Source organism: Nitrospirillum goiasense (genome assembly GCF_034427435.1).
Taxonomy (GTDB): Bacteria; Pseudomonadota; Alphaproteobacteria; order Azospirillales; family Azospirillaceae; genus Nitrospirillum.
Window position 1 is genome coordinate 2,319,141 of the sequence record NZ_JAXQNP010000002.1, and the last position, 24,925, is coordinate 2,344,065.

Below are 24,925 nucleotides of genomic sequence, written 5' to 3' on the forward strand. Positions count from 1 at the left end.
TGACAATTCTCACCAATAAAGATTGCAATACCGGCACCGCCCCCGCGCAACACGTGGGGGCGGCGTCTTGCGTTGTGTGGTTTTACGGTATCACCAATCAATTCTAATCAAATCTGATTATTATTTCATTGCGCCATCGGGTCATTTTCTGTCTCCTGACGCTGTCTGCATAGGCACGGAATGGCGCCCCCAAGTGGCGCCCTGGACCCGACCGGTCCGGCCAACAGCTGCCATGCGTTGGGGACACATACATGACCAAACTGTTTCGGCCGGCGACGGCCATGGCCACCCTTTTTCTGGCCGCCGCCCTTCACGCCCCCGCCGCCCAAGCCGGGTCTGGCACCGCGTCCGGGGCCGCCCCGGATGCGGCCGACACCGGCACGGATGGCACGCTGGACGACATCGTGGTGACGGCGGAACAGCGGGCGCAGACGCTGCAGTCCGCCCCCGTGGCCGTGCAAGCCGTGACCGGCGCCAGCCTGGCGGCCAACAGCCTGACCAACACCGCCGACCTGACCCGCGTGCTGCCGGCCCTGGTGGTGTCGCCGGCGGCGGGCGGCACGCCGCAGCTCTACGTGCGCGGCATCGGCAGCTTCATCTCCACCAGCTATTCCGAGCCGGCGGTCGCCTTCAACCTGGACGGCGTCTATGTCCCCCGCCCGGCCGGCGCCAGCCTGGCCTTCTATGACCTGCGGCGGCTGGAGCTGCTGCCCGGCCCCCAGGGCACGCTGTACGGCCGCAACGCCTCCGCCGGCGTGCTGAACATCGTGCCGGAGGTGCCGGTGCTGGGCGAAACCTCGGGCCACGCCTCGCTGGAGTTCGGCAACTACAACCTGCGCAAGGGCGAGGGCGCGCTGAACGTGCCGCTGTCGGACAAGGCGGCCCTGCGCGTGGCCGCCCAGGTGGTGGACCGCAAGGGCTATCTCTCTGACGGTTATGACGACGACCAGAGCCAGGCCGGCCGCGTGCAGGTGGCGCTGGAGCCGGCGGACGACTGGCACATCCGCTTCGCCGCCGACTACGCCCACCGGGGCGGCAAGGGCGACGCGGAGGTGCAGTACCCCTTCGTGAACAGCGACAACCCGTGGGTGGGCCCGTCCGACCCGGCGGCGGTGAAGGCCTATTACGCGGCCCTGCCGCCGGTGGCCCGGCTCAGCCCGCTCATCGGCAACGCCAAGAACGACGGCTTCATCGACGACAAGGGCTGGGGCCTGAAGACCGACATCACCAAGGACTTCAGCTTCGCCACCCTGACGCTGACGCCGGCCTATCGCGGCATGGACGAGGATTATCTGACCTACGTCCCCAGCGCCTTCCGCCTGACGTCGCGGTCGCGCTCCACCTCGGTGGACGCGCGCCTGACCTCCAACGGCCAGGGGCCGCTGAGCTGGGTGGGCGGGGCCAGCTATTTCGATGAGAACCTGTACGCCGACCAGAACTTCAACAGCTTCATCCAGCACGCCATCGGCAAGGGCGACCTGACGACGGAATCCGAATCCGTCTATGGCCAGCTCACCTATGCCGTGGTTCCCGACCTGCGCCTGACCGCGGGCGGCCGCCTGTCGCATGAGGAGAAGACGCAGGACATCCTGTTCGGCAGCAACACCTTCTCCGCCGCCCCACCCACCTTGCTGCGCCGCGACGACCGGCACGACTGGAACGGTACCAGCTGGAAGGCGGGGGCGGATTACGACCTGGCCCCCGGTTCGCTGCTGTATGCCACCATCGCCACCGGCTACAAGGCGGGGGGCTTCTTCTCCGCCCCCGTCAGCCAGCGCGACCAGTATGACCCGGAGCATCTGACGGCCTACACCGTGGGCCTGAAGAACAGCCTGCTGGACGGCAAGGCCCAGGTGAACCTGGAGGCGTTCGATTACGAGTATCGCGACCAGCAGATCAATTACACCGCCCCGGTGCTGACCGGCATCGCCCTGGCGCCCTACGCCGCCCTGTCGGTGACGCAGAACGCCGGCCGGGCGCACATGCGCGGCCTGGCGCTGGACGGCCGGTGGCAGGTGACGGCGGACGACCTGCTGACCGCCAGCGGCCAGTACCTGGACACCGCCTACGACGACTTTCACTACCGCTACTATAGCGCCCTGGGCCTGGCGCCGGCGGTCGGTTGCGCCTACACCAACGCCACCGCCGTGGCGGTGCCCAAGCCCGTCGGCGCCGCCCGGATCTGGGCGGTGGATTGCTCCGGCAAGCCGGCGGTCAACGCCCCGCGCTGGACCGCCACGCTGGGCTATCAGCATGATTTCCGCCTGGACGGCAACGGCACGGTGACGGCGGCGGCGGATGTCTACCTCTCCTCCTCCTACCACACCGCCTATGACTACCTGGCCAAGCAGGTGCAGGGCGGCTATCACACCACCAACCTGCGCCTGACCTACACCCCGCAGCATGCGTGGTGGAGCCTGACCGGCTACGTCAACAACGTGGAGAACCAGGCCGTGGTCAACATGGGCTATCAGCCCGTGCAGGCCCTGGGCGCCGGCTACAACACCGAAAGCATCCGGCCGCCGCGCCTCTATGGCGTGCGGGTGCGGGTGGCGTACTGACGACACACGTAAGGCGCTTCCAACCCAAAGGGATAAACCCCTTATGGTTGCATGTCGGCGTGGACGTTCCTGCTAGGATGAGATGCGCCCGGGGATAACCCACCCCGGGCGCCATCCTTTCACGGAGACGTCCCATGCCCACGCCCTTCCCCGCCGTCGGCCACTATTACCTGGTGACCTTCACCACCTTCCGGGTCGAGTTGCACTTCACCTCGATCACGTCGCTGACCTACACCGTCATCGGGCCGGACGGCAGCCGGGGTCAGTCGGAAACCGTGACCATAAAGGTGGAGGAACTGCGCGACGACCAGTTCCTCGTGACCTGGCAAGAGGCCGACAAGACCACGGTGGTGCATGTCGAGGACTATGCCCGCCACACCATCGTCACCAACATCACCAACCCCGACCTGACCTTCGTCCAGGACCACGGCACCTTCGTCCAGGTGCCGGGGCCGGTGGGGACGTGCTGACCTCCTGCTGCGCACCAGACGTCACCCGGCTATGCTGCATGCTGGTATAGCGCCGAGGGGCAAGTCGGGGGGCCCATGATCCTGGTTTTCGTGCATGGCTGGAGCGTCACCAGCACCGCCACCTATGGCGGCCTGCCGGACGCCCTGGTGCGGCAGGCGGCGCTGACGGCGCCCGGCCTGACCCTGACGGTGGCGCACATCCACCTGGGCAGCTACGTCAGCTTCCACGACGCCCTCACCATGGCCGACGTGGTGCGGGCCTTCGACCAGGCCCTGCGCGACACGCTGCTGCCCGGCGCCCCGGCGGGGACGCCCCTGCCCGACTTCTCCTGCGTCACCCATTCCACCGGCGGCCCGGTGGTGCGGGAATGGCTGAGCCGGCTGTATGACGGCGAGGCCGGCCTGCGGCGGCCGCCGCTGCGCCACCTGGTCATGCTGGCGCCCGCCAACCATGGCTCCCCCCTCGCCACCCTGGGCAAGCAGCGGGTGGGCCGCATCAAGGCCTTCTTCAACGGCGTGGAACCGGGGGAACGCATCCTGGACTGGCTGGCCCTGGGCAGCGCCGACCAGTGGCGCCTGAACGGCCGCTGGCTGGAATACGATCCCCTGGCCGTGGACCTCTACCCCGTCGTGCTCACGGGCCAGGCCATCGACGGCCACTTCTACGACTTCCTCAATTCCTACCTGGCGGAGGAAGGGTCGGACGGGGTGGTGCGCGTGGCCGGGGCCAACCTGAACAGCCTGTTCCTGACCCTGGTGGAAACGGCGGCGCAGGTGACCAACCCGCACCCGCATTTCGACGGCCGGGCGGCCGCCGTGCTCAGCCCCGATGGTGGGCCCCGCGCCCCTCGGCAAGCCCTGGCCTTCGGCGTCATTCCCGACGCCAGCCATTCCGGCGACCGCCTGGGCATCATGGGCAGCGTCACACCCCAGAACGCGGCCGCCAAGCCGGTGGTGGCGGAGATCCTGCGCTGTCTGCGGATCGACAGCCCGGCGGCCTACGCGGCGTGCGCGGCGGCGCTGGCCCAATTGACCGACGCCACCCAGCAGGCCGTGGCCCGGGACAAGCCGCATGAGGGCCAGCGCCACAGCCAACTGGTCTTCCGTATCCGGGATGACCAGGGCGACGCGGTGGACGATTTCGACCTCTATCTGCTGGGCGGCCCGGACTACAGCCCGGACGACCTGCCGGAGGGCTTTTTCGTGGACCGGCAGCGCAACAGCGTCTCCCCCAACTGCCTGGTCTACTACCTGGATTACGACGTCATGGCGCGGTTGCCGGATGAACGGTTCGGCCTGCGCGTCCAGGCGCGGCCGGCCGCCGACGGCGGTTTCGTCGGCTATGACCCGGTGGAGTTCCACACCGACGGCGCCAGCCTGGCCATGGCCCTGCGGCCCAATCAGACGACCTACGTCGACGTGGTGCTGAAGCGCCACGTCGACCGGGCCGTCTTCCGCCTGGCCCCCGTAACGGCCCCCGTGGAAGACTTGAGGGACCGCAAGCCCCGTGGGACGGACGTCGACACGCCTTGAGAGATCAACCCGCCTTATAGCGGCTGGCGGCGTGGTTGCGCGACAGGTTGGGGCCCAGGGCGTAGCGGGCCTTGCTCACCGCGTCGAAATCCGCCGGGTCGGGCAGCGAGGGGATGGTGATCAACTCGCCCTGGTCCAGGCCGGCCAGCGCCGCGTCCACCATCTCCCCCACCTCCATGACCATGGTCTGGTCCAGGTCGTCGAAGGACTTGCCCACGCGGTCGAAAATCTCCGTCCGCGTCAGGCCGGGCAGCACGGCCTGGAACTTCACGGCCTTGCCGGCCTTGGCGGTCTCGGCCTGCAGCGACTGGGTCAGCGCCAGGACGAAGGCCTTGGTGGCGGCGTAGGTGGCGCTGAACATCTCCGGGATCAGGGCGACGACGGAGGCGACGTTGACCACGGTGCCGGCCCCTTTGCCTTCCGCCCCCTTGGCGGCGAAGGCGTCGGTGGCGGCGATGGCCAGGCGGTTCACCGCCGTGACGTTCACGGCGATCATGCTGTCGTGATAGGCGATGTCGCTGCCCAGCGAGCCCTCCTTGGGTCCCAGGCCGGCGTTGTTCACCAGCAGGGTGATGGCGGCGTCGGCGCGCAGGCGCTGCTCCACCTTCTCCACATCGGCCTGCTGGGACAGGTCGGCCGGCAGGACCTCGACCGCGACACCGGCCTCGGCCCGCAAGCGGGCGGCGGCCTCGTTCAGCCGGTCCTGGTTGCGCGCCACCAGGATCAGGTCATAACCCCGGCGGGCCAGCCGGTCGGCATAGGTGGCGCCGATGCCGGAAGAGGCGCCGGTGACAAGGGCGGTGCCCTTGGAAGACGTGCTCATGGGATTTTCCTCTGGAGAAATGTGGAAGCGGGGCGCCGTCGGCGTCGTTGATCACAAAACTGGTATATGCCACTATTATCATGCAAGTCAATCAGGCTTGCGGGGGCCGAGCTCCGCGCCGGGAGCATCGCAGGTCGGGCACCGGCGCGGGGACGGTTGGCCCCTATGGCGTGTTAGCCCCGCGATGGTGGAAATGGCCTCTGCCGCCGGGGGCGCCTATTCTGGCCCTGTCGCGATGTCGGATGACGGAGACCGGCCCGCCGGTCTTGGAAACGGCAGTCTTGAAAGGATGATGGAATTGGATGAGCCCGCCCTCACAGCATCCACGCCACCGGCGCCGGCATCGGATAACGGTCAATCGGACCGCTGGGGCTGGGACTATTGCACCAATACGGCGGTGCGCCGCGCCGCCCGCCGCCTGGGCCAGCTCTATGGCGACGTGACGGCGCCGGCCGGCCTGATGCCCACCCAGCACAGCCTGCTGACCCACCTGAAGCTGGCGGCCGCCGCGTCCGACCCCGCCGCCGGCACGCTGCAGAACCTGGCCGCCGCCATGGTCATGGATCTCTCCGCCCTGGGCCACACCCTGAAGCCGCTGGTCCGCGACGGCTATGTCGAGTTGGTGCCCGACGCCCGCGACCGCCGCGTCAAGCGCGCCCGCCTGACCGAGAAGGGCGAGGCCAAGCAGGCGGAGGGCCAGGCGTTGTGGCACGTGGCCCAAAGCCGCTTCGACGCCCTGTTCGGCGCGCAGGAGTCCGCCGCCCTACGCCGCGCCCTGGCCATCGTGGCGTCGGAGGAATTCGCCGCGGCGTTCAAGCGGGGGGAATAGCTAAAACCTCTTTCAATGCTCAACCGTCATGCCCAAGGATGGCAACGGCATACCGGCGCATGATTGCATCGACGGATACCAGCGTCAGTCCTTCGAGTTGCGCTTGAGCGACAAGCATGCGGTCGAATGGATCCTGGTGATGCGGCGGCAGGGTGCCTGCCCTCGCCGCGTGGGCGACATCGATACCGAGTGGCGTGAAACCCGCTTTAGCCAGCTGTTCTTCAATGCCGTCCAATGAAAACTTCAGTCGGCCTAGGGCTTGTTGAGAATCATCTGGAGTGAATGACGGCTGCGACGAGATAGATCATGGCTGAGAAGCTCTGATCTGTTTTGTCGCAGCGCATGGCGATGCGTTTGAACTCTTTGAGTTTGCAGAAGAAATTCTCGATGAGGTGACGCCACTTATATATCTCGGCGTCAATCTTGCGTGGACTTGCCCGGCGAGGATGCTGGGAGATGACGACCTTGGCGCCACGCTCGTCCAGATCGGCGATGATGGTGGCAGAGTCATAGGCTTTGTCACCGATCAATCCGCCGAACTCCAAATCCTGGATCAAAGGGGCGACACCAACAGTGTCAAACCGATGGCCTGGCAGGAGGACGAAACGCACCAGGTTTCCGAGCGCATCCGTAAGAGCCAGGATCTTGGTGGTCATGCCGCCCTTGGAGCGACCTATGGCCTGGCTCTGAGTCCCCCTTTTGCGCCCTGACCATGCCGGTGGACTTTGACGATGGTGGCGTCAACCATGGCGTATTCCATGTCGGGCTCGTCCGAGCACGCCTCGAAAAGCCGAATGAAAACATCAGCTTTGACCCAGTCACGGTAACGTTTGAAGATCGTGTTCCACTTGCCGAACGAGGCGGGAAGGTCTCGCCAGGGGCTGCTCGTCCGCGCTATCCAAAGCACCGCCTCAATGAAAAGGCGATTGTCGCTACCGCTCCGCCCTGGATCACTCGGCTTCCCAAGGCAATGCGGTTCCATCTTCGCCCATTGGGCATCGGTCAGTACAAAGCGTTCCATCCGAAGCTTGAATCACGACCAAGCAACGGATGGAAGATAAATCTCAACAAGCCCTAGGGCCTGCTTGATTGAGATTTCCCAAATCGATGCCGCGCTTACGAAGATTTGTGAGCGTCGGTCTTGAAGAGTCGCTTTGGCGATGGCCGGTAGCGCCGGATCGTTCGTCATCCACCAAAGCAGAATGTGCGTGTCGATCAATAGTCTCACGACACGCCACTTCCGAAAGCGCGGGCGATTTCGTCCGGCAATGGCGCGTCGAAGTCGGGACCGATTTCAATTTCGCCTTTCCATAAGCCAGGCACGCGTGGCCCCTCCAACGCCACCAGCGGCACGAGACGGGCCATGGGGCGTCCAGCCTTCGCTATGATGATTTCCTCACCCGCGGCGGCCCGCTCAACCAACTGCGACAGATGCGTCTTAGCGTCGTAAAGATTAACGGGCTCAGCCATGGCACCCCTCCTGACCAACTTGACCAAATATATCACAGCGGCGCCAATTGGTCGAGTTGGTCAACGTCACCGGAAGTTCCGCCCGTCGGGGAAGGTCGCGTCCGCGCGGCGGGCGGGGGCGGCGCCGGTGGGTTCGTCCAGGCGGGACAGCAGGTCGGAATAGTCGATCAGGCGTTCGGCGCGGATGTGGGTGACGGGGGTGGCGCTGGGGCCCTTGTCCTGGGTGGGGGCGATGACCTTCTCCACCCGCCCCAGGCACAGCAGCAGGCGGCTGCCCAGGATGTGGCGGCGGAAGGCGGTGAAGGTCTCGGGCATCAGCACCAGGTTGGCGATGCCGCTCTCATCCTCCAGCGTAATGAAGATGACGCCCTTGCTGCTGCCCGGCCGCTGGCGCACCAGCACCAGCCCGGCCACGGCGACGCGGCTGCCGTCGGCCAGGGTTTCCAGCGTTTCCGTGCGCATCAGGGGGTAGCGGCGCGTCATCCTCTCCTGAGGCTTGGCCGCTACGTTTCGTAGCTTTCATTATAAGCCTTGATGAATTTATCCATTAATTTACAATGGCGCAAAACATACCTGATTAATCATCAAATCAAAATATAATTGGGAAATAAACATGCATATAATATTAAATAATCTTTATTGTAAAATGTTTTTCTTAAATAAAATTAAGACATTATTTAAAAAAACTATACCGCTATTAGAAAAGGTGCTTCAAAGCAAAAAAGAAACCGTAGCTATGATTTCGGCTATATCCAGTGCTGCCAGCGCATTTTTTGCGTGGAAATCAGCCGATATTTCAAATAGATCATTTTTACAAACACAAAGACCATGGATATCAGTTGAAGTTAGTATTGGAGATAAAGGGATTATCATTAATAATGATATTATGAGCGTTGACTTAAAATTTACTCTCAAGAATGTCGGAAATGTTCCGGCATTATACTCTGGAATTAATGCTGCACCAGAAATAGGAATCACATCCGATAAGAGAATTGAGAATCTAGAGAGAAAGTGCCAATCAAAGAATATAAAACATAACCAAGTCGATACAATTTTCCCAAATGAAATTAGAGAATATGATATAATTTACACAGTATTAGAAAAAGAAAAAGCAAATAATATTATGAAAAGCGGAATGCCATACATAGGAATAACCCTCACAGGGTGCGCAACATATGCATCGCCAAATGAAGAAGGAAAATTACACTCAAGCAGATTTATATACGAGATACATCAAAGATACGAAAATGGCGGAACATATCAAGTGAAAATTCCAAGAAATGGAGAACCCATAGGAGGTAAAAATATTGTTTTTGATAAATGGATGGAACCTGGAAGCTTTAAGGCAGATTAAGTGAATTCCAACAAATCCTCTCACCGGAAGTTCCGCCCGTCGGGGAAGGTCGCGTCCGCGCGGCGGGCGGGGGCGGCGCCGGTGGGTTCGTCCAGACGGGACAGCAGGTCGGAATAGTCGATCAGGCGTTCGGCGCGGATGTGGGTGACGGGGGTGGCGCTGGGGCCCTTGTCCTGGGTGGGGGCGATGACCTTCTCCACCCGCCCCAGGCACAGCAGCAGGCGGCTGCCCAGGATGTGGCGGCGGAAGGCGGTGAAGGTCTCGGGCATCAGCACCAGGTTGGCGATGCCGCTCTCATCCTCCAGCGTGATGAAGATGACGCCCTTGCTGCTGCCCGGCCGCTGGCGCACCAGCACCAGCCCGGCTACGGCGACACGGCTGCCGTCGGCCAGGGTTTCCAGCGTTTCCGTTCGCATCAGGGGGTAGCGGCGCGCCATCCTCTCCTTGGGCTCCGCCGCCAGGCCCGCCAGCCGTGCCACAACCGCGTCGCGCACCAGGCTCAGGGGATGGCGCTTCAGCGACAGGGACAAGCGGCTGTAATCCTCCACCAGATGCTCCCCCAGGGTCATGGCCGGCAGGGTGGCCAGGGACGGCTCCTCCGCCCAGGGATCGCCGGTCCCCTCCTCCGCGTCCAGGGCGAGGTCCAGCAGGGGCGGCAACCGCTCGCCCAGGGCGCTGACCGCCCACAGCGCCTGGCGCCGGTCCAGGCCCATGGACTGGAAGGCGTCAGCCTCCGCCAGCAATTCCAGGGTGCGGGGCGCCAGGCGGGCGCGGCGCCACAAATCCTGCGGGCTGGCGTAAGGCTCATGCCCCCGCGCCTCCAGCAGGGGCTGCACCGCCGCCTCGCTCAGGCCCTTGGCCAGGCGCAGGCCCAGGCGCAGGGTCTGGAAACGCTGCCCGCGTGCCGGCGGTTCCAGCCGGCTGTCCCAATCGGAATGGTTCACGTCCGGCGGGCGCACCACCACGTCATGCTCCCCCGCGTCGCGCACGATCTGCGCCGGGGCGTAGAAGCCCATGGGCAGGCTGTTCAGCAGGGCGCAGGCGAAGACGTCGGGGTAGTGGCACTTGATCCAGGCGGAGGCGTAGACCAGCAGGGCGAAGCTGGCGGCGTGGCTTTCGGGAAAGCCGTAGGTGGAGAAGCCCTTGATCTGGTTGAAGCAACGCTCCGCGAACTCCTCGGTGTAGCCGTTCCTCAGCATGCCGGTGCGGAACTTCTCCTCGAAGGTGTCGATGTCGCCCAGCTTGCGGAAGCTGGCCATGGCGCGGCGCAGGCCGTCGGCCTCCGCCCCGGTGAAGCCGGCGCCGACGATGGCGATCTGCATGGCCTGTTCCTGGAACAGGGGCACGCCCAGCGTCTTCTGCAGCACCTTCCTCAACGCCTCCGACGGGTAGTCCACCGGCTCCAGCCCCTGGCGACGGCGCAGGTAGGGGTGGACCATGCCGCCCTGGATGGGCCCGGGGCGGACGATGGCCACCTGCACCACCAGGTCATAGAAGGTGCGCGGCCGCAGGCGGGGCAGCATGGACATCTGCGCCCTGCTCTCCACCTGGAACACGCCCAGGGTGTCGGCGGCGCACAGCATGTCATAGGTCGCCACGTCGTCTTGCGGGATGGTGGCCAGGTCCAGGTCGCGGCCGTAATGGTCCCGCAGCAGGGTGAACGCCCGGCGCAGGCAGCTGAGCATGCCCAGGCCCAGAACATCGACCTTCATCAGGCCAGCGGCGTCCAAATCGTCCTTGTCCCACTCGATGTTCTGCCGCTCCGCCATGGCGGCGTTCATGATGGGGCAGAAGGTGGCCAGCGGCTTGGGCGTGATGACGAAGCCGCCGACATGCTGCGACAGGTGGCGGGGGAACTTCGAGATCTGGCCCGTCAGGTCCAGCACCTGGCGCAGCAGCGGGTCGTCGGGGTCCAGCCCGGCCTCCCGCGCCCGCTCCTCCTCCGGCGTGCCGGTGCCCCAGCCGGAAATCATGGCCGAGAGCTGGGCCACTGTGTCCTGGCTCATACCCATGGCCTTGCCCACGTCACGGACGGCCCCCCGCGAGCGGTAGCAGATGACGGTGGCGGCGATGGCGGCGTGGTCGCGGCCGTACTTCCCATAGATGTGCTGGATCACCTCCTCCCGCCGCTCGTGCTCGAAATCCACGTCGATATCCGGCGGCTCCTTGCGCGCGGTGGAGATGAAGCGTTCGAACAGCAGGCCGCTGTGCACCGGGTCGATGGAGGTGATGCCCAGGCAATAGCAGACGGCGGAGTTGGCGGCCGATCCCCGGCCCTGGCAGAGTATGTTCTTGCTGCGGGCGAAATCGACGATCTCAAAGACCGTAAGGAAATAGGACGCGTACCCCAGTTCCCCGATCAGGGCCAATTCCTTGTCGATCTGCTTTTGCACATCCTCCGGCACGCCGTCGGGGTAGCGTTTTGCCGCCCCCACCGCCACCAGTAGGACCAGGCGTCCTTGCGGGGTTTCCTCCCCTTTCACCTCGGAGGGGTAGAGGTAATCGGCCCTCAATTCGCCGATGGAGAAGGTGCAGGCCTCCACGATGTCGCGGATGCGGGCCAGGGCGCGGGGATGGCGGTGGAACAGGCGCGCCATCTCCGCCGGCGGTTTCAGGTGGCGCTCGGCATTGGCGGCCAGGCGCCAGCCCGCCGTCTGGATGGTGCAATGCTCGCGGATGCAGGTCATCACGTCCTGCAGCGCCCGCCGGGCTGGGTGGTGGTAATGCACGTCGTTGGTGGCCAGCGGCGACAGGCCATGCGCCTCCGCCAGGGCCGCCAGCCGGTCCAGCCGCCGGGCGTCGTCGCCCTGGTAGCGGTGGGTCAGGCACAGGCTGAGGGTGCGGCCGAAACGGCGGCGGTAATCGGCCAGGTCGGCGGTGAAGCCCGCGTCGAGACTGTCCGGCGGCACCACCGCCATCATCTGGCCGGCGGCATGGGCCTCCACATCCGCGCGGGTCAGGAAGCATTGCCCCTTGGGCGCCCGGCGCATGCCCACCGTCAGCAGGGTGGACAGGCGGCCATAGGCCGCGCGGTCGGTGGGCCAGCACAACAACGACGGGCCGTCCGTCAAATCCAGCCGCGCGCCCACCACCAGGCGGAAATCCAGCTCACGCGCCGCCGCATGCGCCTGCACCACCCCCGCCAAGCTGTTGCGGTCGGTCAGCGCCATGGCGCCATGCCCTAAGACCTTGGCCGCCTCCACCAGGTCAGCGGCCTTGGAAGCGCCGCGCAGGAAGCTGAAATTGCTGGCGACTTGGAGTTCTGAATACATAGTTCCCTCAAGCGCCGGCGGGCCATCCGGCCCTTGGCTATCCTCAGTTTCCGGTCCGCTGCGCTCCCCAGAAACTTCCGGCGGCCGCGGTCGCGGCCTAGGGTTCCCTCAAGCCCCGGCGGGCCATCCGGCCCTTGGCTATCCTCACGTTTCAGTCCGCTGACGCTCCCCGAAACGTTCCGGCGGCCGCGGTCGCGGCCTAGTCGCTGCGCTCCGGGCGCATCCTCAAACGGTCACGGCTCGGCTAAGGGGTGGGGCAGGCATCACCCGAAAAAGCCGTGCAGGAACCAGCGGGGTGGCGGGCCGCCGGCGTGGTAGAGGCCCAGGCGATACAGCCAGAAGCGCCGGCCCTCGCCATCCTCCACCCGGTAATAGTCGCGGGGCTCGGGGTTCGGGTTCGGGCGGCGCTCGCCCCCCTCCCACCATTCCGGCAGCAGGCGCTCCGGCCCCTCGGCCCGGCCCACGCGATAGGTCTGGTCGCGCCAGCGGAACAGCAGGGGCGGGTCGTCGGGGATGGGGGCCACCACCTCCACCGCCTCCGGCCGGGGCAGCAGGCGGATGGGACGCGGCCGGTCGGCCGGCCAGGCGAGCGGCCCAGGCGCCGGCGGGGCCGCGGGCGGGCTGTTGTCCTGCGCCTCGGCCGGCACCGCCCGCACCGCCTGTTCCGGTATCCAGCTCTGCCGGGGCAGCAGGCGCAGCACCCGGCCAGGCCCCAGGCGGGCGCCCAGCCGGTCCACCAGTTCCGCGATGGGCGGATCGGCCACCAGGGGGTTGCCGCCAGCCGCGTCTCCCCCTTCTCGGGCCCCGTCACGGGCGGCCCCGCCAGGTCGGCCAGCCCCTCGGCGCTCAGCACCGCCTGCCCGCCGTCGAAGGGGGCGGCGTGGGTGACGGAAACGGCCATGGTCTCGAAGCCCGCCCCCGGCTCCAGCTGGTCCATGCGCGGTTCCAGCAGGCGCCAGAGGTGGGCGGGGTCGCGGTTGGGGCGGCTGGCGCCCACGGTCAGCACCTGGGGCGGGGTGTCGTGGCCGGCGTCGATGCGCCAGGCCTCCAACTCCAGTGAGCGCGCGCCCTCCCCCGCCGCCGTCAGGCTGGCCGCCACCCGGCCCAGCAGATGGCGCACCGCCTGGGCCAGGCCCTCGGGCGTGGAGAGGGGATCGACCACCGTCAGGCGGGCGGTGTGGCGGGTGGGCGCACGCCGGGGCGACAGTGGCTCCTCCACCCAGCCCAGGGCCTGATCCAGGCGCAGGGCGACCTGGGCGCCGTAGCGCGCGGCCAGCGCCGCCCGGTTCTTGGAGCCTTGCCCCCCTCCTGTTCCTTGGGCCATGCGCATCAGCTCACCCACCCGGCGCAGGCCCACGCGGCGCAGGCTGGCCACCAGGTCGGGACCCAGGCGCAGGGCCGGCAACGGCAGGTCGGCCAGGGCCTCCGCCGCACCGCCCGGCGGCACCACCAGCTGGGCGCCGAAACGGGCCTGCGCCCAGGCCGCGCCGATGCTGTCGGCGATGGCCGCCCGCCCCTCGACCCCCGCCTTGGCCAGCCGGCGTTCCAGATCCAGCAGCAGCTCATGCTCGCCCCCCAGCAGATGGGCGCAGCCGGTGATGTCCAGCAGCAGGCCAGGGCCCCCACCAAGTCCTTTTGGGCCGAAACCGGGCGGATCGGCGGGGTCCACCGCCGTCCAGGGGGTGTAGCGCCGGGCCCAGTCGGCCAGGCGCCCCAACGCCGCCACGTCGCCCTCGGGATCAGCATCCACGACGTGGACCTGCGGCTCCAGCGCGCGGGCGTCGGCCAGGCCCATGCCCGGCACCAGGCGCTTGGCCCGCGCCGCCGCGTTCACCGCCGCCACGGTCAGCCGCCCCCGGTCCGACAGGCGGGTCACCAGGGGCGTGCCGGCGGCCAGCGGCGGCGTCAGACCACGGGCGATGCGGTCGGTGGCGAAGGTGGGCAGCCAAAGGGACAGGATGCGGCGCATGGCTCAGCCCACCGCGCGCCAAGTGGGGGAGACGGTCGGGCGTGAGTTGTGCCGAGGCGAAGGGAACGACGGCCGAGGCGGGCGGTGGCGTCTCCGGCGTCGGCACGGCCGCCTGGCCCGCCGCCTCCAGCGTCAAGCCTTCGCGCTCATACAGGGTCCACGCCCCCGGCCGGCCGCCACGACAGCGCAGCAGTTCCACCCGCCAGGCGGGGCCGGTGAAGGCGGACGCGGCCATACCCCCATCTCCGGCAAGAGGTTCCTGGATGGGGGCCGTACCCACCTGCCAACGGGTGACGGCGGCGGTGGCCTGGGTGCTGCCCCGCCCGCTGGCCCGCCCCGTACCCTTCAAGCCCTTCATGGCGCCCCCCTTGCCCGCGTTCAGGCGCAGCAGCAGGCCGGGCACGCCGCCCGCTTCCGCCGCCAAGTGCAGGCGACGGCTGGCCGTCAGGTCCAGGCCTCCCGCCTCCCCCACCACGGCGCCCACGCGGGGGCAGCGCAGCGCCTCCTCCATGGCCCACAGCAGGTCGACCTCGTTCGCGGCATGCACCACCACCAGCCGGCCCGGCCCCACCCCCTGGGCATCCAGCCCGGGGGCGTAGAGGTCGGGCGCCCGCGTCATCCACAGGATGGGGCCGCGCACCTGCTCCGCCAGCCGGGCGGCCAGCAGCGCCGTGAAGGCGGTCGCGGCGCCGGCATCCAAGGCGCCCGCCGCCGCCACCTCATGCAGGGCGGCGCGCGGCAGGCCGTTTACGCCCCCCGCCATCGGCAGATGGGCATCCACCGCCGGCACCCCCAGCGGCACCACGCCTCGGCCGGTCCCCGGCGCCTCCACCGCGCGCACCTGTTCCCGCAGCACCGCCAGCAGGCGCTGGCGGTCCAGGGGTCCCTCCAACTGTCCCTCTTCAGGGCGAGTGATTGGGTTGGCTGCGGAAATGGGGGGAGGAATGGCGGGCATGGGGATGCTGCCTTGGTTCTCACGGGGGTGGAATGATGTTCTTGTTATGTTCTAATCCGGAGTCGCCAGCCCGGTCAAGATGAGTCGACACCCCCAAAATCGGACTATCCGGAATCGACGGCGCCAATTGACGCCCCCCGGCCACCACTATATGAACCATATACGTTTCATATATCGGAGAGCCCGATGGGCATCGTGAAAATCGACGACGACCTGCATGAGGAGGTGCGCAAGGCCAGCACCGTGCTGTGCCGGTCCATCAACGCCCAGGCCGAATACTGGATGAAGATCGGCATGCTGGCGGAGGCCAACCCCACCCTGTCGCTGAACGACATCCTGCGCATCCAGTTGAAGATGGCCTCCGTCCACCTGGAACCGGAACCCCGCCAGTTGGAACCAACCTCCTGATGGTCAAGCGCCCTGACGAGATCGAAAAGCTGGGGGAGGCCGGGCGCCTGTTGGCCAGCGTCTTCCACATGCTGGATGCCATGCCCCTGGCCGGCCTCAGCACGCTGGCGGTCAACGACCGGGTCGAGGACTACATCGTCAATGAGTTGCACGCCCGCCCCGCCAGCAAGGGCCAGTATGGCTATGGCTACGTCCTCAATTGCTCCCGCAACGAGGTCGTCTGCCACGGCGTGCCTTCCGCCACCGACATCCTGGCGGACGGCGACATCATCAATTTCGACATCACGCTGGAGAAGAACGGCTACATCGCCAATTCCAGCAAGACCTACCTGATCGGCGACGTGGCGCCGGCCGCGCGACGCCTGGTGCAGACGACGTATGAGGCGCTGTGGCAGGGCATCCGCCAGGTGCGCCCCGGCGCCCACCTGGGCGACATCGGCCATGTCATCGAGCGCCACGCCAAGCGGAACGGCTATACCGTGGTGCGGGAATATTGCGGGCACGGCATCGGCCGGGAAATGCACGAGGAACCGCAGATCCTGCATTTCGGCAAGCCGGGCACGGGCCTGCGCCTGAAGGAAGGCATGGTCTTCACCATCGAGCCCATGCTGAACCAGGGCGGCGCCCAGGTGGAAACCAAGGACGACGGCTGGTCGGTGGTGACGGTGGACGGCAGGCTGTCCGCCCAGTTCGAGCATACCGTGGCCGTCACCGCCACCGGCGTGCGCGTATTGACCCTGCGCGCGGAGGAGCGCAAGCGGCGGGCCGGCTTATAGTGGCTAGGTCCTGAAAGGGTTGATGATGCGCAACCGGCCTAGCCCTCTATCGGGCATTGGCGTCATCTCGGTCGAACTTGAAGTCAACCGGCAGACGTCCCCGATAAGCGTGCAATCGCTTCAGCAATTCTTCCCGGCCGGGCTTGCGGGCGATGGTGAACTCCCGGCTCTCAGCGACATGGATTTCGATCTCGTCGCCTACTTTCAATTCCAGAGCGTCGACCACCGCCGCAGGAAGCCGAACGGCAAGGCTGTTCCCCCACTTCACAACCCGCATGGCACCCTCCCGCCTACAGATCGCCAGCGTGTATCCGACTGCTTCCGGCAATCAAGCGCCTTGAGAGGTCATAAGGCTTTTACGCGGCGCAAATTGGATATTATATATTATTTATAAACGCCGCACCCTGGGGGACGCTTGCCATGCCCGACTTGACCCGCCGCCGCCTGCTCGCCACCGCCGCCACGCTGCCCACCCTTGGGGCCGCGCTGAGCACGGTCCCAGCCGGTGTCCCGTCGGCGATGGCGGCGCCAGCGCAAAGCGCCGCCGCCTCCCCCGCCCCCGTGCCTGCCGACCTGGCCCCGCGTGAGCGGCTGCGGATGAACGACGGCTGGCGCTTCCATCTGGGCCATGCCGCCGACCCGCTGCAGGATTTCGGCTTCGGCGCCGACCGCAGCACCTACGCCAAGTCCGGCGACCTCAGCGCGCCGGTGGCCAAGGCCGATTTCGATGACAAAGACTGGGCCGCCGTCACCCTGCCGCACGACTGGGCGGTGGATCTGCCCTTCGCCCAGGCGCGGCTGCCGGGCAAGGAGGCGGCGGAGGCCATGGCCTACCAGGGCTTCAAGCCCCTGGGGCGGCAGTTCCCGGAGACCAGCGTCGGCTGGTACCGCCGCACCTTCACCCTGCCCGCCAGTGACGCCGGGCGCCGCCTGTCGCTGGAGTTCGACGGGGTCGCCCGCAACTGCCTGGTGGTGCTGAACGGCTTCATCGTCGCCACCAACGAAAGCGGCTACGCCCCCTTCCGCGTGGACATCACTGATTTCGCCAACATCGGCGGCGCCAACACCCTGGTCATCCGCGTGGACGCCACCTTGGGCGAGGCGTGGTCCTATGAGGGCGCCGGCCTTTATCGTCCCGTCTGGCTGGTGAAGACCGCGCCCGCCCATGTGCCGCAGTGGGGCACCTTCGTCCGCAGCACGGTGACGCCCGGCGGCGCCGACCTCACCATCACCACCGAGCTGGCCAACGAGGGGCCGGCGGCGGACCTCACCGTCCGCAGCACCGTGCTGGACCCAGACGGCAAGGCCGCCGTGCAACTGGACGCCCCGCCGGTGGCGCTGGGGGCCTGGGAGACGGGCGCCGTCACGCAGGCCGTCCCCCTGCCCGCGCCCGCCCTGTGGTCGCTGGAGGCGCCCAAGCTCTACACCCTGGTGACGGAGGTCAGCGTGGGCGGTGCGGTGGTCGACCGCTATCACACATCCTTCGGCATCCGCACCCTGCGCTTCGACGCCAACGAGGGCTTTTTCCTGAACGGCCGCCCGGTGAAGGTGAAGGGCACCTGCAACCACCAGGACCATGCCGGCGTGGGCTTCGCCGTGCCCGACCGGCTGCATGCCTATCGCGTGGAACGGCTGAAGGAGATGGGTGCCAACGCTTGGCGCACCACCCACCACCCGCCGGCGCCGGCCTTGCTGGACGCCTGCGACCGGCTGGGCATCCTGGTGATGGAGGAAACCCGCCAGATGTCCAGCAACCCGGAGGGGATGAGCCAACTGGAGCGCATGGTGCGGCGCGACCGCAACCGGCCCTCCGTCTTCCTGTGGAGCATCGGCAACGAGGAAATCCACCGCGGCACGGAACAGGGGGCCCGCATCGCCGCCAGCATGAAGCGCGCGGTGTACCGCCTGGACGGCACCCGCCCGATCACGGAGGCGTTCAACGGCAAGTTCGGCCAGGGCGCCAGCCCGGTGCTGGACGTCATGGGCTTCAACTACTACCTGGATGAGATCGACGCCTTCCACGCCCGTTTCCCCAATCAGCCCATGATCGGCACGGAAACGGCCAGCACCGTGTGCACGCGCGGCGTCTATGCCCATGACGACGCCCGCCACTACGTCCCCGCCTACGACACCGAATACCCCAAGTGGGCCAGCACGGCGGAACAGTGGTGGACCTTTTACGACAGCCGCCCCTTCCTCTCCGGCGGCTTCGCCTGGACCGGCTTCGACTATCGCGGGGAACCGACGCCCTTCATCGACTGGCCCAACACCGTGTCCAACTTCGGCATCCTGGACCTGTGCGGTTTCCCCAAGGACAACTACCACTACTACCGCGCCTGGTGGCGGCCGGACCAGCCGCACCTGCACCTGTTCCCGCACTGGACCTGGCCGGGCCGGGAGGGCCAGGACATCGCCGTCTGGTGCCACAGCAACCTGGACGCGGTGGAGCTGTTCGTGAACGGCCGCAGCCTGGGTCGCAAGGACGTCACCCGCAACCGCCACCTGGAATGGACCGTGCCTTACCAGCCGGGCGCCATCGAGGCCCACGGCTACAAGGACGGCCGCCGCGTGCTGACCCAACGGCAGGAAACCGCCGGCCCGGCCCACGCCCTGACCTTGAGCGCTGACCGCGTCAAACTGTTGGCCGACGGCGACGACGTGGCCGTGCTGTCCGCCAGCGTGGTCGACGCCAAAGGCCGCCTGGTGCCCGACGCCGACCATTTGGTGACTTTCACCATCGCATCGTTGGAGGGGGGCGGCGCCCGCCTGCTGGGCGTGGGCAACGGCGATCCCACCAGCCTGGAACCCGACCACGCGCCCTATCGCAAGGCCTTCAAGGGCCTGTGCGGCGCCATCGTGCAGACGGGCAAGCAAGCCGGCACGGTGCGCGTGACCGCCAAGGCCGAGGGGCTGAAGGCGGCCACGGTGGAACTGTCACTGGAAAAGGCGGCGCCGGTGGCCAGCGTCGGCCCAGCCTAACGATGTACAAACACCCGGGCGCGGCGCCAATGCCGCGCCCGGGTGTCGCCCCCAAAAAAACGCTCAGAACGGCGCGTCGATGTCGACCACGTCGATCAGCTTGTGGTTCACGAACTCCTTGATGCCCAGGCCCAGCAATTCGCGGCCGTAGCCGGAACGGCGGATGCCGCCGAACGGCAGGTCGGCTTTCACCATGGTGGGGTGGTTCACGAACACCATGCCGGTGGAGATGCGGGCCGCCACCGCCGCCCCGCGCTGGGTGTCGCGGGTGAAGACGGAGCCGCCCAGGCCGAAGGGGGAGTCGTTGGCGATGCGGACGGCGTCGTCCTCGTCCTTGGCGCGGAACAGCATGGAGACGGGGCCGAAGAATTCCCAATAGCGGGCGGGGTTGTCCTCCCCCACCTCCGTCAGGATGGTGGGCTGGACGAAGGCGCCCTGGTTGGGAACCTTGGGGCCCACCTCCGTCGCCTTGGCGCCGTAAGCCACCGCCTCGCGGATTTTCTCCTTCACCTCGTCGGCGGCCCCTTGCGATGACAGCGGCGCAAGGGTGGTGGTGGCGTCGAAGGGATCGCCCGCCTTCAGGCCGGCGACACCGTTGATGTAGCGGTCCAGGAACTGGTCATAGACCTCATCCACGATGATCATGCGCTTGGAGGAGACGCAGACTTGGCCGCCGTTCCAATGCCGGCCGAACACCGCCCACTTGACGGTCTTTTCCATGTCGGCGTCCGCCAGCACGACGAAGGCGTCGGCCCCGCCCAGTTCCATGGTGGATTTCTTCAGCGCCTTGCCCGCCTGGGCCGCGATCACGGCACCCGCCGCCTCCGACCCCGTCAGGGCCACGCCGTGGACGCGCGGGTCGTTCAGGATGCGCTCGATCTGCTGGCGGGTGGCGTACAGGTTCCGGAAAGCCCCGTCGGGCAGGCCCGCCTGGCGCATCAGCACCTCGAACGCGGCGGCGCACTGCGGCACGTTGGAGGCGTGCTTCAGCAGCATCGTGTTCCCGGCGGACAACTGCGGGGCGATGATGCGGGCGATCTGGTAATAGGGAAAGTTCCACGGCTCGATGGCCAGCAGCACGCCCAGCGGCTCGCACACCAGCACGGCCTCGCCCTCCGCCGGATCGGCCACCGGCAGCTTCTCCGGCGCCAGCAGCGCCTCCGCCTTCTCGGCGTAGTATTCGAAGATGCGGGCGGACAGCTCCACCTCCGCCTTCGCCTCGGTGAACAGTTTGCCCATCTCCAGCGTCAGCAGCCGGGCGTAGGCGTCGGCCTCGGCCCGCAGGATGTCGGCCGCCTTCTGCATGATGCCGGCGCGATGGGCGAAGGGCGTTTCCCGCCAGGCCAGGAAGGCGGCATGGGCGTCGGTCAGGGCGCGGTCCACGTCCGCGTCGGTGGCGTCGGGAAAGGTCTTCAGCAATTCGCCGGTATAGGGATTGGTGGTCGCGTACGGCATGGCGTCATCCTCCGTTGCTGGCCGGCACAACGTCCCGGCCACCCCTATCGGAGCACCCCGTCCGGTTCGGGACCATGACGTGGGTCAAGGCCGCCATCGAGGGATGGGACATCGCAGGCCACTGGAGAGGGGACCGTCACACCGGGTCTACAGACGCGACGGGAAAAGCGACGATCACGGGAGTGTTTGGGGGCACGAACTCATGCGTGCCCTAAGCACGGCATATCTGTCGATCGCAGCGTTTTCCAGGTCGCCGTCATCTTCGTTAGCCTGGGCAACAGCCATACCCTGATCAGTATCATCAAAAACACCAGGCCTCTGGCACTCACCAAGAGATTTTAGAGCCTGCTTAAGCAGATCATTCGCCGATTTGAAATCGCCTTGCTTGATCCTCTCTTCCGCCTCAACGGCTTTTTGGGCGATCCAACGTGCGCGCATTGTGATTACGGGCAACGGCAACGACTCTTCTTTATTTTTAGCACCATTAGATACAAAAACCAAAATTAAAGAAATCAATAATAATGCTATTCCATGGTTATTATTCAGATATTTACGGAGTGGCATTTCATCCCCTCGCAAGCGCGCCCTTATCGAAGCAAGCGTTCATCGGCGCCACTCCCAGTGGAGCGATGCAACGAGCACCGCTCCCTCACCAGCCCTTATGGGTAAACCCAGTGTCGTTCGGTTCCTCGCCTCCATAGGCCCGCTTCAATAGCAACACCACCTCCGCCGCCGGACGCACTAGGAAACCGCTGGCGCCCTTGGCCAACAAGGGCACGCCGGCCAGGGCTAGACCTTCCGCCGTGCAACTGAGCCCCAAGCCACCCGCTCCATTGCTCAAACGGTATCGACGCTGCCAGCCATCCATGTTTGTTCTCCAGGTTGATGGAATAGCACTATATGTTCTCTTTTTGTTCTGGTCAACCGCAGCACCACAGTCCGGTGCTCCCCGCATATCCCGCCCCCACATCCGCGCGGGGTAGCCCCCCGCCCCCGCGCCTTGCATTCACCGGGCGGCGCGGCTAGCTTCCGCCGCACAAGACGACGGGTGCAGCGCCGGCTTAAGATCGGCGGGAATCCCGCCTTCCCCGGCCTCCAACGATTGGATATGCGGCCCCCATGAAGTCCGCCGTCATCGTCTTTCCCGGTTCCAACTGTGAACGGGACATCGCCGTGGCCCTGGAACAGGTTTCCGGCCATAAGACCTTTCACGCCTGGCACCGCGACACCGACCTGCCCGAGGTCGACGTCATCGCCGTGCCCGGCGGCTTCTCCTACGGCGACTATCTGCGCTGCGGCGCCATGGCCGCCAACTCCCCCGTCATGCGGGTGGTGAAGGAACGGGCCGCCAAGGGCGTCAAGGTCATCGGCGTCTGCAACGGCTTCCAGATCCTGACGGAGGCGGGGCTGCTGCCCGGCGCGCTGATCCGCAACCAGTCGCTGAAGTACATCTGCAAGACGGTGGACCTGAAGGTGGAGAACACCGACAGCCCCTTCACCCGCCACTACACCCCGGGCCAGCACATCGGCATCCCGGTGGGCCACGGCGAGGGTAATTACGTCGCGGATGAGGAAACGCTGAAGCGCCTGGAGGGCGAGGGCCGCGTGGCCTTCCGCTACACCGACGCCGACGGCGTGGTGAACGCGGCCGGCAACCCCAACGGCGCCACCAACAACATCGCCGGCATCTTCAACGAGACGCGCACCGTCCTGGGCATGATGCCCCACCCGGAACGCGCCTTTGACCCGCAGCACGGCAACACCGATGGCCGCGCCCTGTTTACCAGCCTGCTGGAGAGCCTGTCGTGAGCGTCACCCACACCCCTGACCGCGAACCGAAGGTTACCGCCGAGCTGGCGGCCGAGCACGGCCTGAAGCCCGACGAATACGCCAGCATGCTGGAAAGCGTGGGCCGCACGCCCACCCTGACGGAACTGGGCATCTATTCCGTCATGTGGTCGGAGCATTGCTCCTACAAATCCTCGCGCGTGTGGCTGAAGAAGCTGCCGACGACGGCGCCCTGGGTCATCTGCGGCCCTGGTGAGAACGCCGGCGTCATCGACATCGGCGACGGCCAGGCCGCCATCTTCAAGATGGAAAGCCACAACCACCCCAGCTTCATCGAGCCCTACCAGGGTGCGGCGACGGGCGTGGGCGGCATCCTGCGCGACGTCTTCACCATGGGCGCCCGCCCCGTGGCCAACCTGAACGCCCTGCGCTTCGGGGAGCCCGCCAACCCCAAGACCCGCCACCTGGTGGCGGGCGTGGTGGCCGGCATCGGCGGCTATGGCAACTGCGTGGGCGTGCCCACCGTGGGCGGCGAGACCAACTTCCACAAGGCCTACAACGGCAACTGCCTGGTCAACGCCATGACCGTGGGCGTGGCCCAGACGGACAAGATCTTCTATTCCAAGGCCGCCGGCGTGGGTAAGCCCGTCGTGTACGTGGGATCGAAGACCGGCCGCGACGGCATCCACGGCGCCACCATGTCCTCCGCCGAGTTCACCGAGGACAGCGAAGCCAAGCGCCCGACGGTGCAGGTGGGCGACCCCTTCACCGAGAAGCTGCTGATCGAAGCCTGCCTGGAGCTGATGGCCACCGACGCCATCGTCGCCATCCAGGACATGGGCGCCGCCGGCCTCACCTCCTCCTCCGTCGAGATGGCGGGCAAGGGCGGCCTGGGCATCGACCTGGACCTCGACGCCGTTCCCCAGCGCGAAGCCGGCATGACCCCGTATGAGATCATGCTGTCGGAAAGCCAGGAGCGCATGCTCATGATCCTGGAGCCCGGCCGTGAGGAAGAGGCCAAGCGCATCTTCGACAAGTGGGAACTGGACTTCGCCGTCATCGGCAAGCTGACGGACAACGGCCGCATGGTCATCCGTATGCACGGCCACACCTGGTGCGACGTGGAGCTGGCGCCCCTGTTCGACAAGGCGCCGCTGTACAACCGCCCGACCGAGCCCACCCCGCCGCAGGCCGAGATCGCCGCGGCGGAGGCCCCGCTGAAGGCGTCGGCACGCGACACCCTGCTGGCCCTGATGGGCACGCCGGACCTCGCCTCCCGCCGCTGGATTTGGGAGCAGTACGACAGCCAGGTGGGCGCCGACACCATGATCGGCCCCGGTGGCGACGCCGCCCTGGTGCGGGTGCACGGCACGCCCAAGGCGCTGGCCATGACCACCGACTGCACCCCGCGCTACTGCTACGCCGACCCGGTGCGCGGCGGCGCCCAGGCGGTGGCCGAGGCCTATCGCAACATCATCACCGTGGGCGCCCTGCCGCTGGCCATCACCGACAACATGAACTTCGGCAACCCGGAGAAGCCCCGCATCATGGGGCAGTTCGCCGGCTGCATCGAAGGCATGGCGGAGGCCTGCCGCGTCCTGGACTTCCCCGTCGTGTCGGGCAACGTCAGCCTCTACAACGAGACCAACGGCGAAGGCATCCTGCCCACCCCCGCCATCGGCGGCGTGGGTCTGCTGAAGGACAGCACGCTGGCCATCGGCAGCGGCTTCAAGGCCGAGGGGGACGTGGTCCTGCTGCTGGGCAAGACGGAAGGCCATGTCGGCCAGTCGCTGTACCTGCGCGAGGTGCACGGCCGTGAGGAAGGCGCCCCGCCGCCGGTCGACCTGGCGGCCGAGCGCCGTGCCGGCGACCTGGTGCGCGGCCTGATCGAGGCCCGCAAGCTGACCGCCTGCCACGACCTGGCCGACGGCGGCCTGGCCGTGGGCCTGGCGGAAATGGCCCTGCGCGGCAAGAAGGGTGTCGCCCTGACCGGCCTGGAGGCGGCGGACGCCGGCCTGCTGTTCGGTGAGGACCAGGGCCGCTACCTGATCACCGCCGCCGCTGGCGACGTGGCCGCGGTCACCGACGCCGCCAAGGCCGCCGGTGTACCCGTCACCACCCTGGGCACGGTGGGCGGCGACGCCCTCACCGGCCTGGGCGGCGGCGCCCTGGCGCTGGCCGACCTGCGCGCGGTGCACGAAGGCTGGCTACCCGGCTACATGGCCGGCGACGCCTGATCTGCGTAACCCGACGCTTACGCGCCAATCGGCGGCATGAAGATCT

General features: G+C 66.9%; 20 protein-coding genes. 10 read left to right on the forward strand and 10 right to left on the reverse strand.

The window, feature by feature from the left end:
* The first annotated feature begins 251 nt into the window (after positions 1-251).
* The 3 genes from ULB03_RS13200 (at position 252) to ULB03_RS13210 (ending at position 4,564) form a co-directional block, all read left to right on the forward strand.
* Positions 252-2,561, forward strand: coding sequence for a TonB-dependent receptor (locus tag ULB03_RS13200; protein WP_322483551.1), 2,310 nt, complete (start codon positions 252-254; stop codon positions 2,559-2,561).
* Between the two features lie 134 nt (positions 2,562-2,695).
* On the forward strand, positions 2,696-3,031 hold the full coding sequence (locus ULB03_RS13205; RefSeq protein WP_322483552.1) for a MoaF-related domain-containing protein: 336 nt from the start codon (positions 2,696-2,698) through the stop codon (positions 3,029-3,031).
* Between the two features lie 75 nt (positions 3,032-3,106).
* Positions 3,107-4,564, forward strand: coding sequence for an esterase/lipase family protein (locus tag ULB03_RS13210; RefSeq protein WP_322483553.1), 1,458 nt, complete (start codon positions 3,107-3,109; stop codon positions 4,562-4,564).
* Positions 4,565-4,568: 4 nt separating this feature from the next.
* Here ULB03_RS13210 and ULB03_RS13215 read toward each other — a convergent pair whose 3' ends face one another.
* On the reverse strand, positions 4,569-5,387 hold the full coding sequence (locus ULB03_RS13215; protein WP_322483554.1) for an SDR family NAD(P)-dependent oxidoreductase: 819 nt from the start codon (positions 5,385-5,387) through the stop codon (positions 4,569-4,571).
* A gap of 298 nt (positions 5,388-5,685) precedes the next feature.
* Between ULB03_RS13215 and ULB03_RS13220 the strand changes: the two genes are divergently transcribed.
* Positions 5,686-6,216 (forward strand): MarR family winged helix-turn-helix transcriptional regulator, encoded by a 531-nt coding sequence (locus ULB03_RS13220; RefSeq protein ID WP_322483555.1) that lies wholly within the window; start codon positions 5,686-5,688, stop codon positions 6,214-6,216.
* Between the two features lie 19 nt (positions 6,217-6,235).
* Here the strand turns inward: ULB03_RS13220 and ULB03_RS13225 are convergent, their stop codons facing one another.
* The 4 genes from ULB03_RS13225 to ULB03_RS13240 all read right to left on the reverse strand — a co-directional run bounded on the left by ULB03_RS13225 (position 6,236) and on the right by ULB03_RS13240 (position 8,169).
* A complete protein-coding gene (locus ULB03_RS13225; protein ID WP_322483556.1) occupies positions 6,236-6,451 on the reverse strand; it encodes a type II toxin-antitoxin system VapC family toxin in 216 nt (71 codons plus the stop codon).
* A gap of 34 nt (positions 6,452-6,485) precedes the next feature.
* Positions 6,486-7,237 (reverse strand): IS5 family transposase gene (locus ULB03_RS13230; RefSeq protein WP_322483521.1). Its coding sequence is split into 2 segments (ribosomal slippage): positions 6,486-6,907 and positions 6,907-7,237, totalling 753 coding nucleotides; the frame shifts between segments, so codons are not numbered across the junction.
* Positions 7,238-7,440: 203 nt separating this feature from the next.
* A complete protein-coding gene (locus ULB03_RS13235) occupies positions 7,441-7,686 on the reverse strand; it encodes a type II toxin-antitoxin system Phd/YefM family antitoxin (protein WP_322483557.1) in 246 nt (81 codons plus the stop codon).
* A 66-nt stretch (positions 7,687-7,752) separates the two neighbouring features.
* Positions 7,753-8,169: an OB-fold nucleic acid binding domain-containing protein gene (locus ULB03_RS13240; protein WP_322483558.1), complete on the reverse strand. Its 417-nt coding sequence runs from the start codon at positions 8,167-8,169 to the stop codon at positions 7,753-7,755.
* A 130-nt stretch (positions 8,170-8,299) separates the two neighbouring features.
* Here ULB03_RS13240 and ULB03_RS13245 point away from each other — a divergent pair, with 130 nt between their 5' ends.
* Complete coding sequence (locus ULB03_RS13245) at positions 8,300-9,040, forward strand: hypothetical protein (protein ID WP_322483559.1); 741 nt, start codon at positions 8,300-8,302, stop codon at positions 9,038-9,040.
* A gap of 20 nt (positions 9,041-9,060) precedes the next feature.
* Here ULB03_RS13245 and ULB03_RS13250 read toward each other — a convergent pair whose 3' ends face one another.
* Positions 9,061-12,312 carry an error-prone DNA polymerase gene (locus ULB03_RS13250; protein ID WP_322483560.1) on the reverse strand — a complete coding sequence of 1,084 codons (3,252 nt, stop codon included), beginning with the start codon at positions 12,310-12,312 and terminating at the stop codon, positions 9,061-9,063.
* Between the two features lie 244 nt (positions 12,313-12,556).
* Complete coding sequence (locus tag ULB03_RS13255; RefSeq protein ID WP_322483561.1) at positions 12,557-14,281, reverse strand: Y-family DNA polymerase; 1,725 nt, start codon at positions 14,279-14,281, stop codon at positions 12,557-12,559.
* Between the two features lie 1,141 nt (positions 14,282-15,422).
* Between ULB03_RS13255 and ULB03_RS13260 the strand changes: the two genes are divergently transcribed.
* Both ULB03_RS13260 and map read left to right on the forward strand, forming a co-directional pair.
* Positions 15,423-15,644: a ParD-like family protein gene (locus ULB03_RS13260; protein WP_322483562.1), complete on the forward strand. Its 222-nt coding sequence runs from the start codon at positions 15,423-15,425 to the stop codon at positions 15,642-15,644.
* Positions 15,644-16,420 carry a type I methionyl aminopeptidase gene (map, locus tag ULB03_RS13265; protein WP_322483563.1) on the forward strand — a complete coding sequence of 259 codons (777 nt, stop codon included), beginning with the start codon at positions 15,644-15,646 and terminating at the stop codon, positions 16,418-16,420. The genes ULB03_RS13260 and map overlap by 1 nt, the downstream gene beginning before the upstream one ends.
* Before the next feature lie 46 nt (positions 16,421-16,466).
* Here the strand turns inward: map and ULB03_RS13270 are convergent, their stop codons facing one another.
* Positions 16,467-16,697: an AbrB/MazE/SpoVT family DNA-binding domain-containing protein gene (locus tag ULB03_RS13270; RefSeq protein WP_322483564.1), complete on the reverse strand. Its 231-nt coding sequence runs from the start codon at positions 16,695-16,697 to the stop codon at positions 16,467-16,469.
* A gap of 143 nt (positions 16,698-16,840) precedes the next feature.
* On the opposite strand from ULB03_RS13270, the gene galA reads away from it, so the two are divergent.
* Complete coding sequence (gene galA / locus ULB03_RS13275) at positions 16,841-19,399, forward strand: beta-galactosidase GalA (protein ID WP_322483565.1); 2,559 nt, start codon at positions 16,841-16,843, stop codon at positions 19,397-19,399.
* 63 nt (positions 19,400-19,462) lie between these two features.
* Here the strand turns inward: galA and ULB03_RS13280 are convergent, their stop codons facing one another.
* Both ULB03_RS13280 and ULB03_RS13285 read right to left on the reverse strand, forming a co-directional pair.
* A complete protein-coding gene (locus ULB03_RS13280) occupies positions 19,463-20,854 on the reverse strand; it encodes an NAD-dependent succinate-semialdehyde dehydrogenase (RefSeq protein WP_322483566.1) in 1,392 nt (463 codons plus the stop codon).
* A 174-nt stretch (positions 20,855-21,028) separates the two neighbouring features.
* Positions 21,029-21,418: a hypothetical protein gene (locus ULB03_RS13285; RefSeq protein WP_322483567.1), complete on the reverse strand. Its 390-nt coding sequence runs from the start codon at positions 21,416-21,418 to the stop codon at positions 21,029-21,031.
* A 555-nt stretch (positions 21,419-21,973) separates the two neighbouring features.
* Between ULB03_RS13285 and purQ the strand changes: the two genes are divergently transcribed.
* Positions 21,974-22,663, forward strand: coding sequence for a phosphoribosylformylglycinamidine synthase subunit PurQ (gene purQ, locus ULB03_RS13290; RefSeq protein WP_322483568.1), 690 nt, complete (start codon positions 21,974-21,976; stop codon positions 22,661-22,663).
* Positions 22,660-24,879: a phosphoribosylformylglycinamidine synthase subunit PurL gene (gene purL / locus ULB03_RS13295; protein ID WP_322483569.1), complete on the forward strand. Its 2,220-nt coding sequence runs from the start codon at positions 22,660-22,662 to the stop codon at positions 24,877-24,879. Before purQ ends, purL begins: the two co-directional genes overlap by 4 nt.
* The last annotated feature ends 46 nt before the right edge of the window (positions 24,880-24,925 follow it).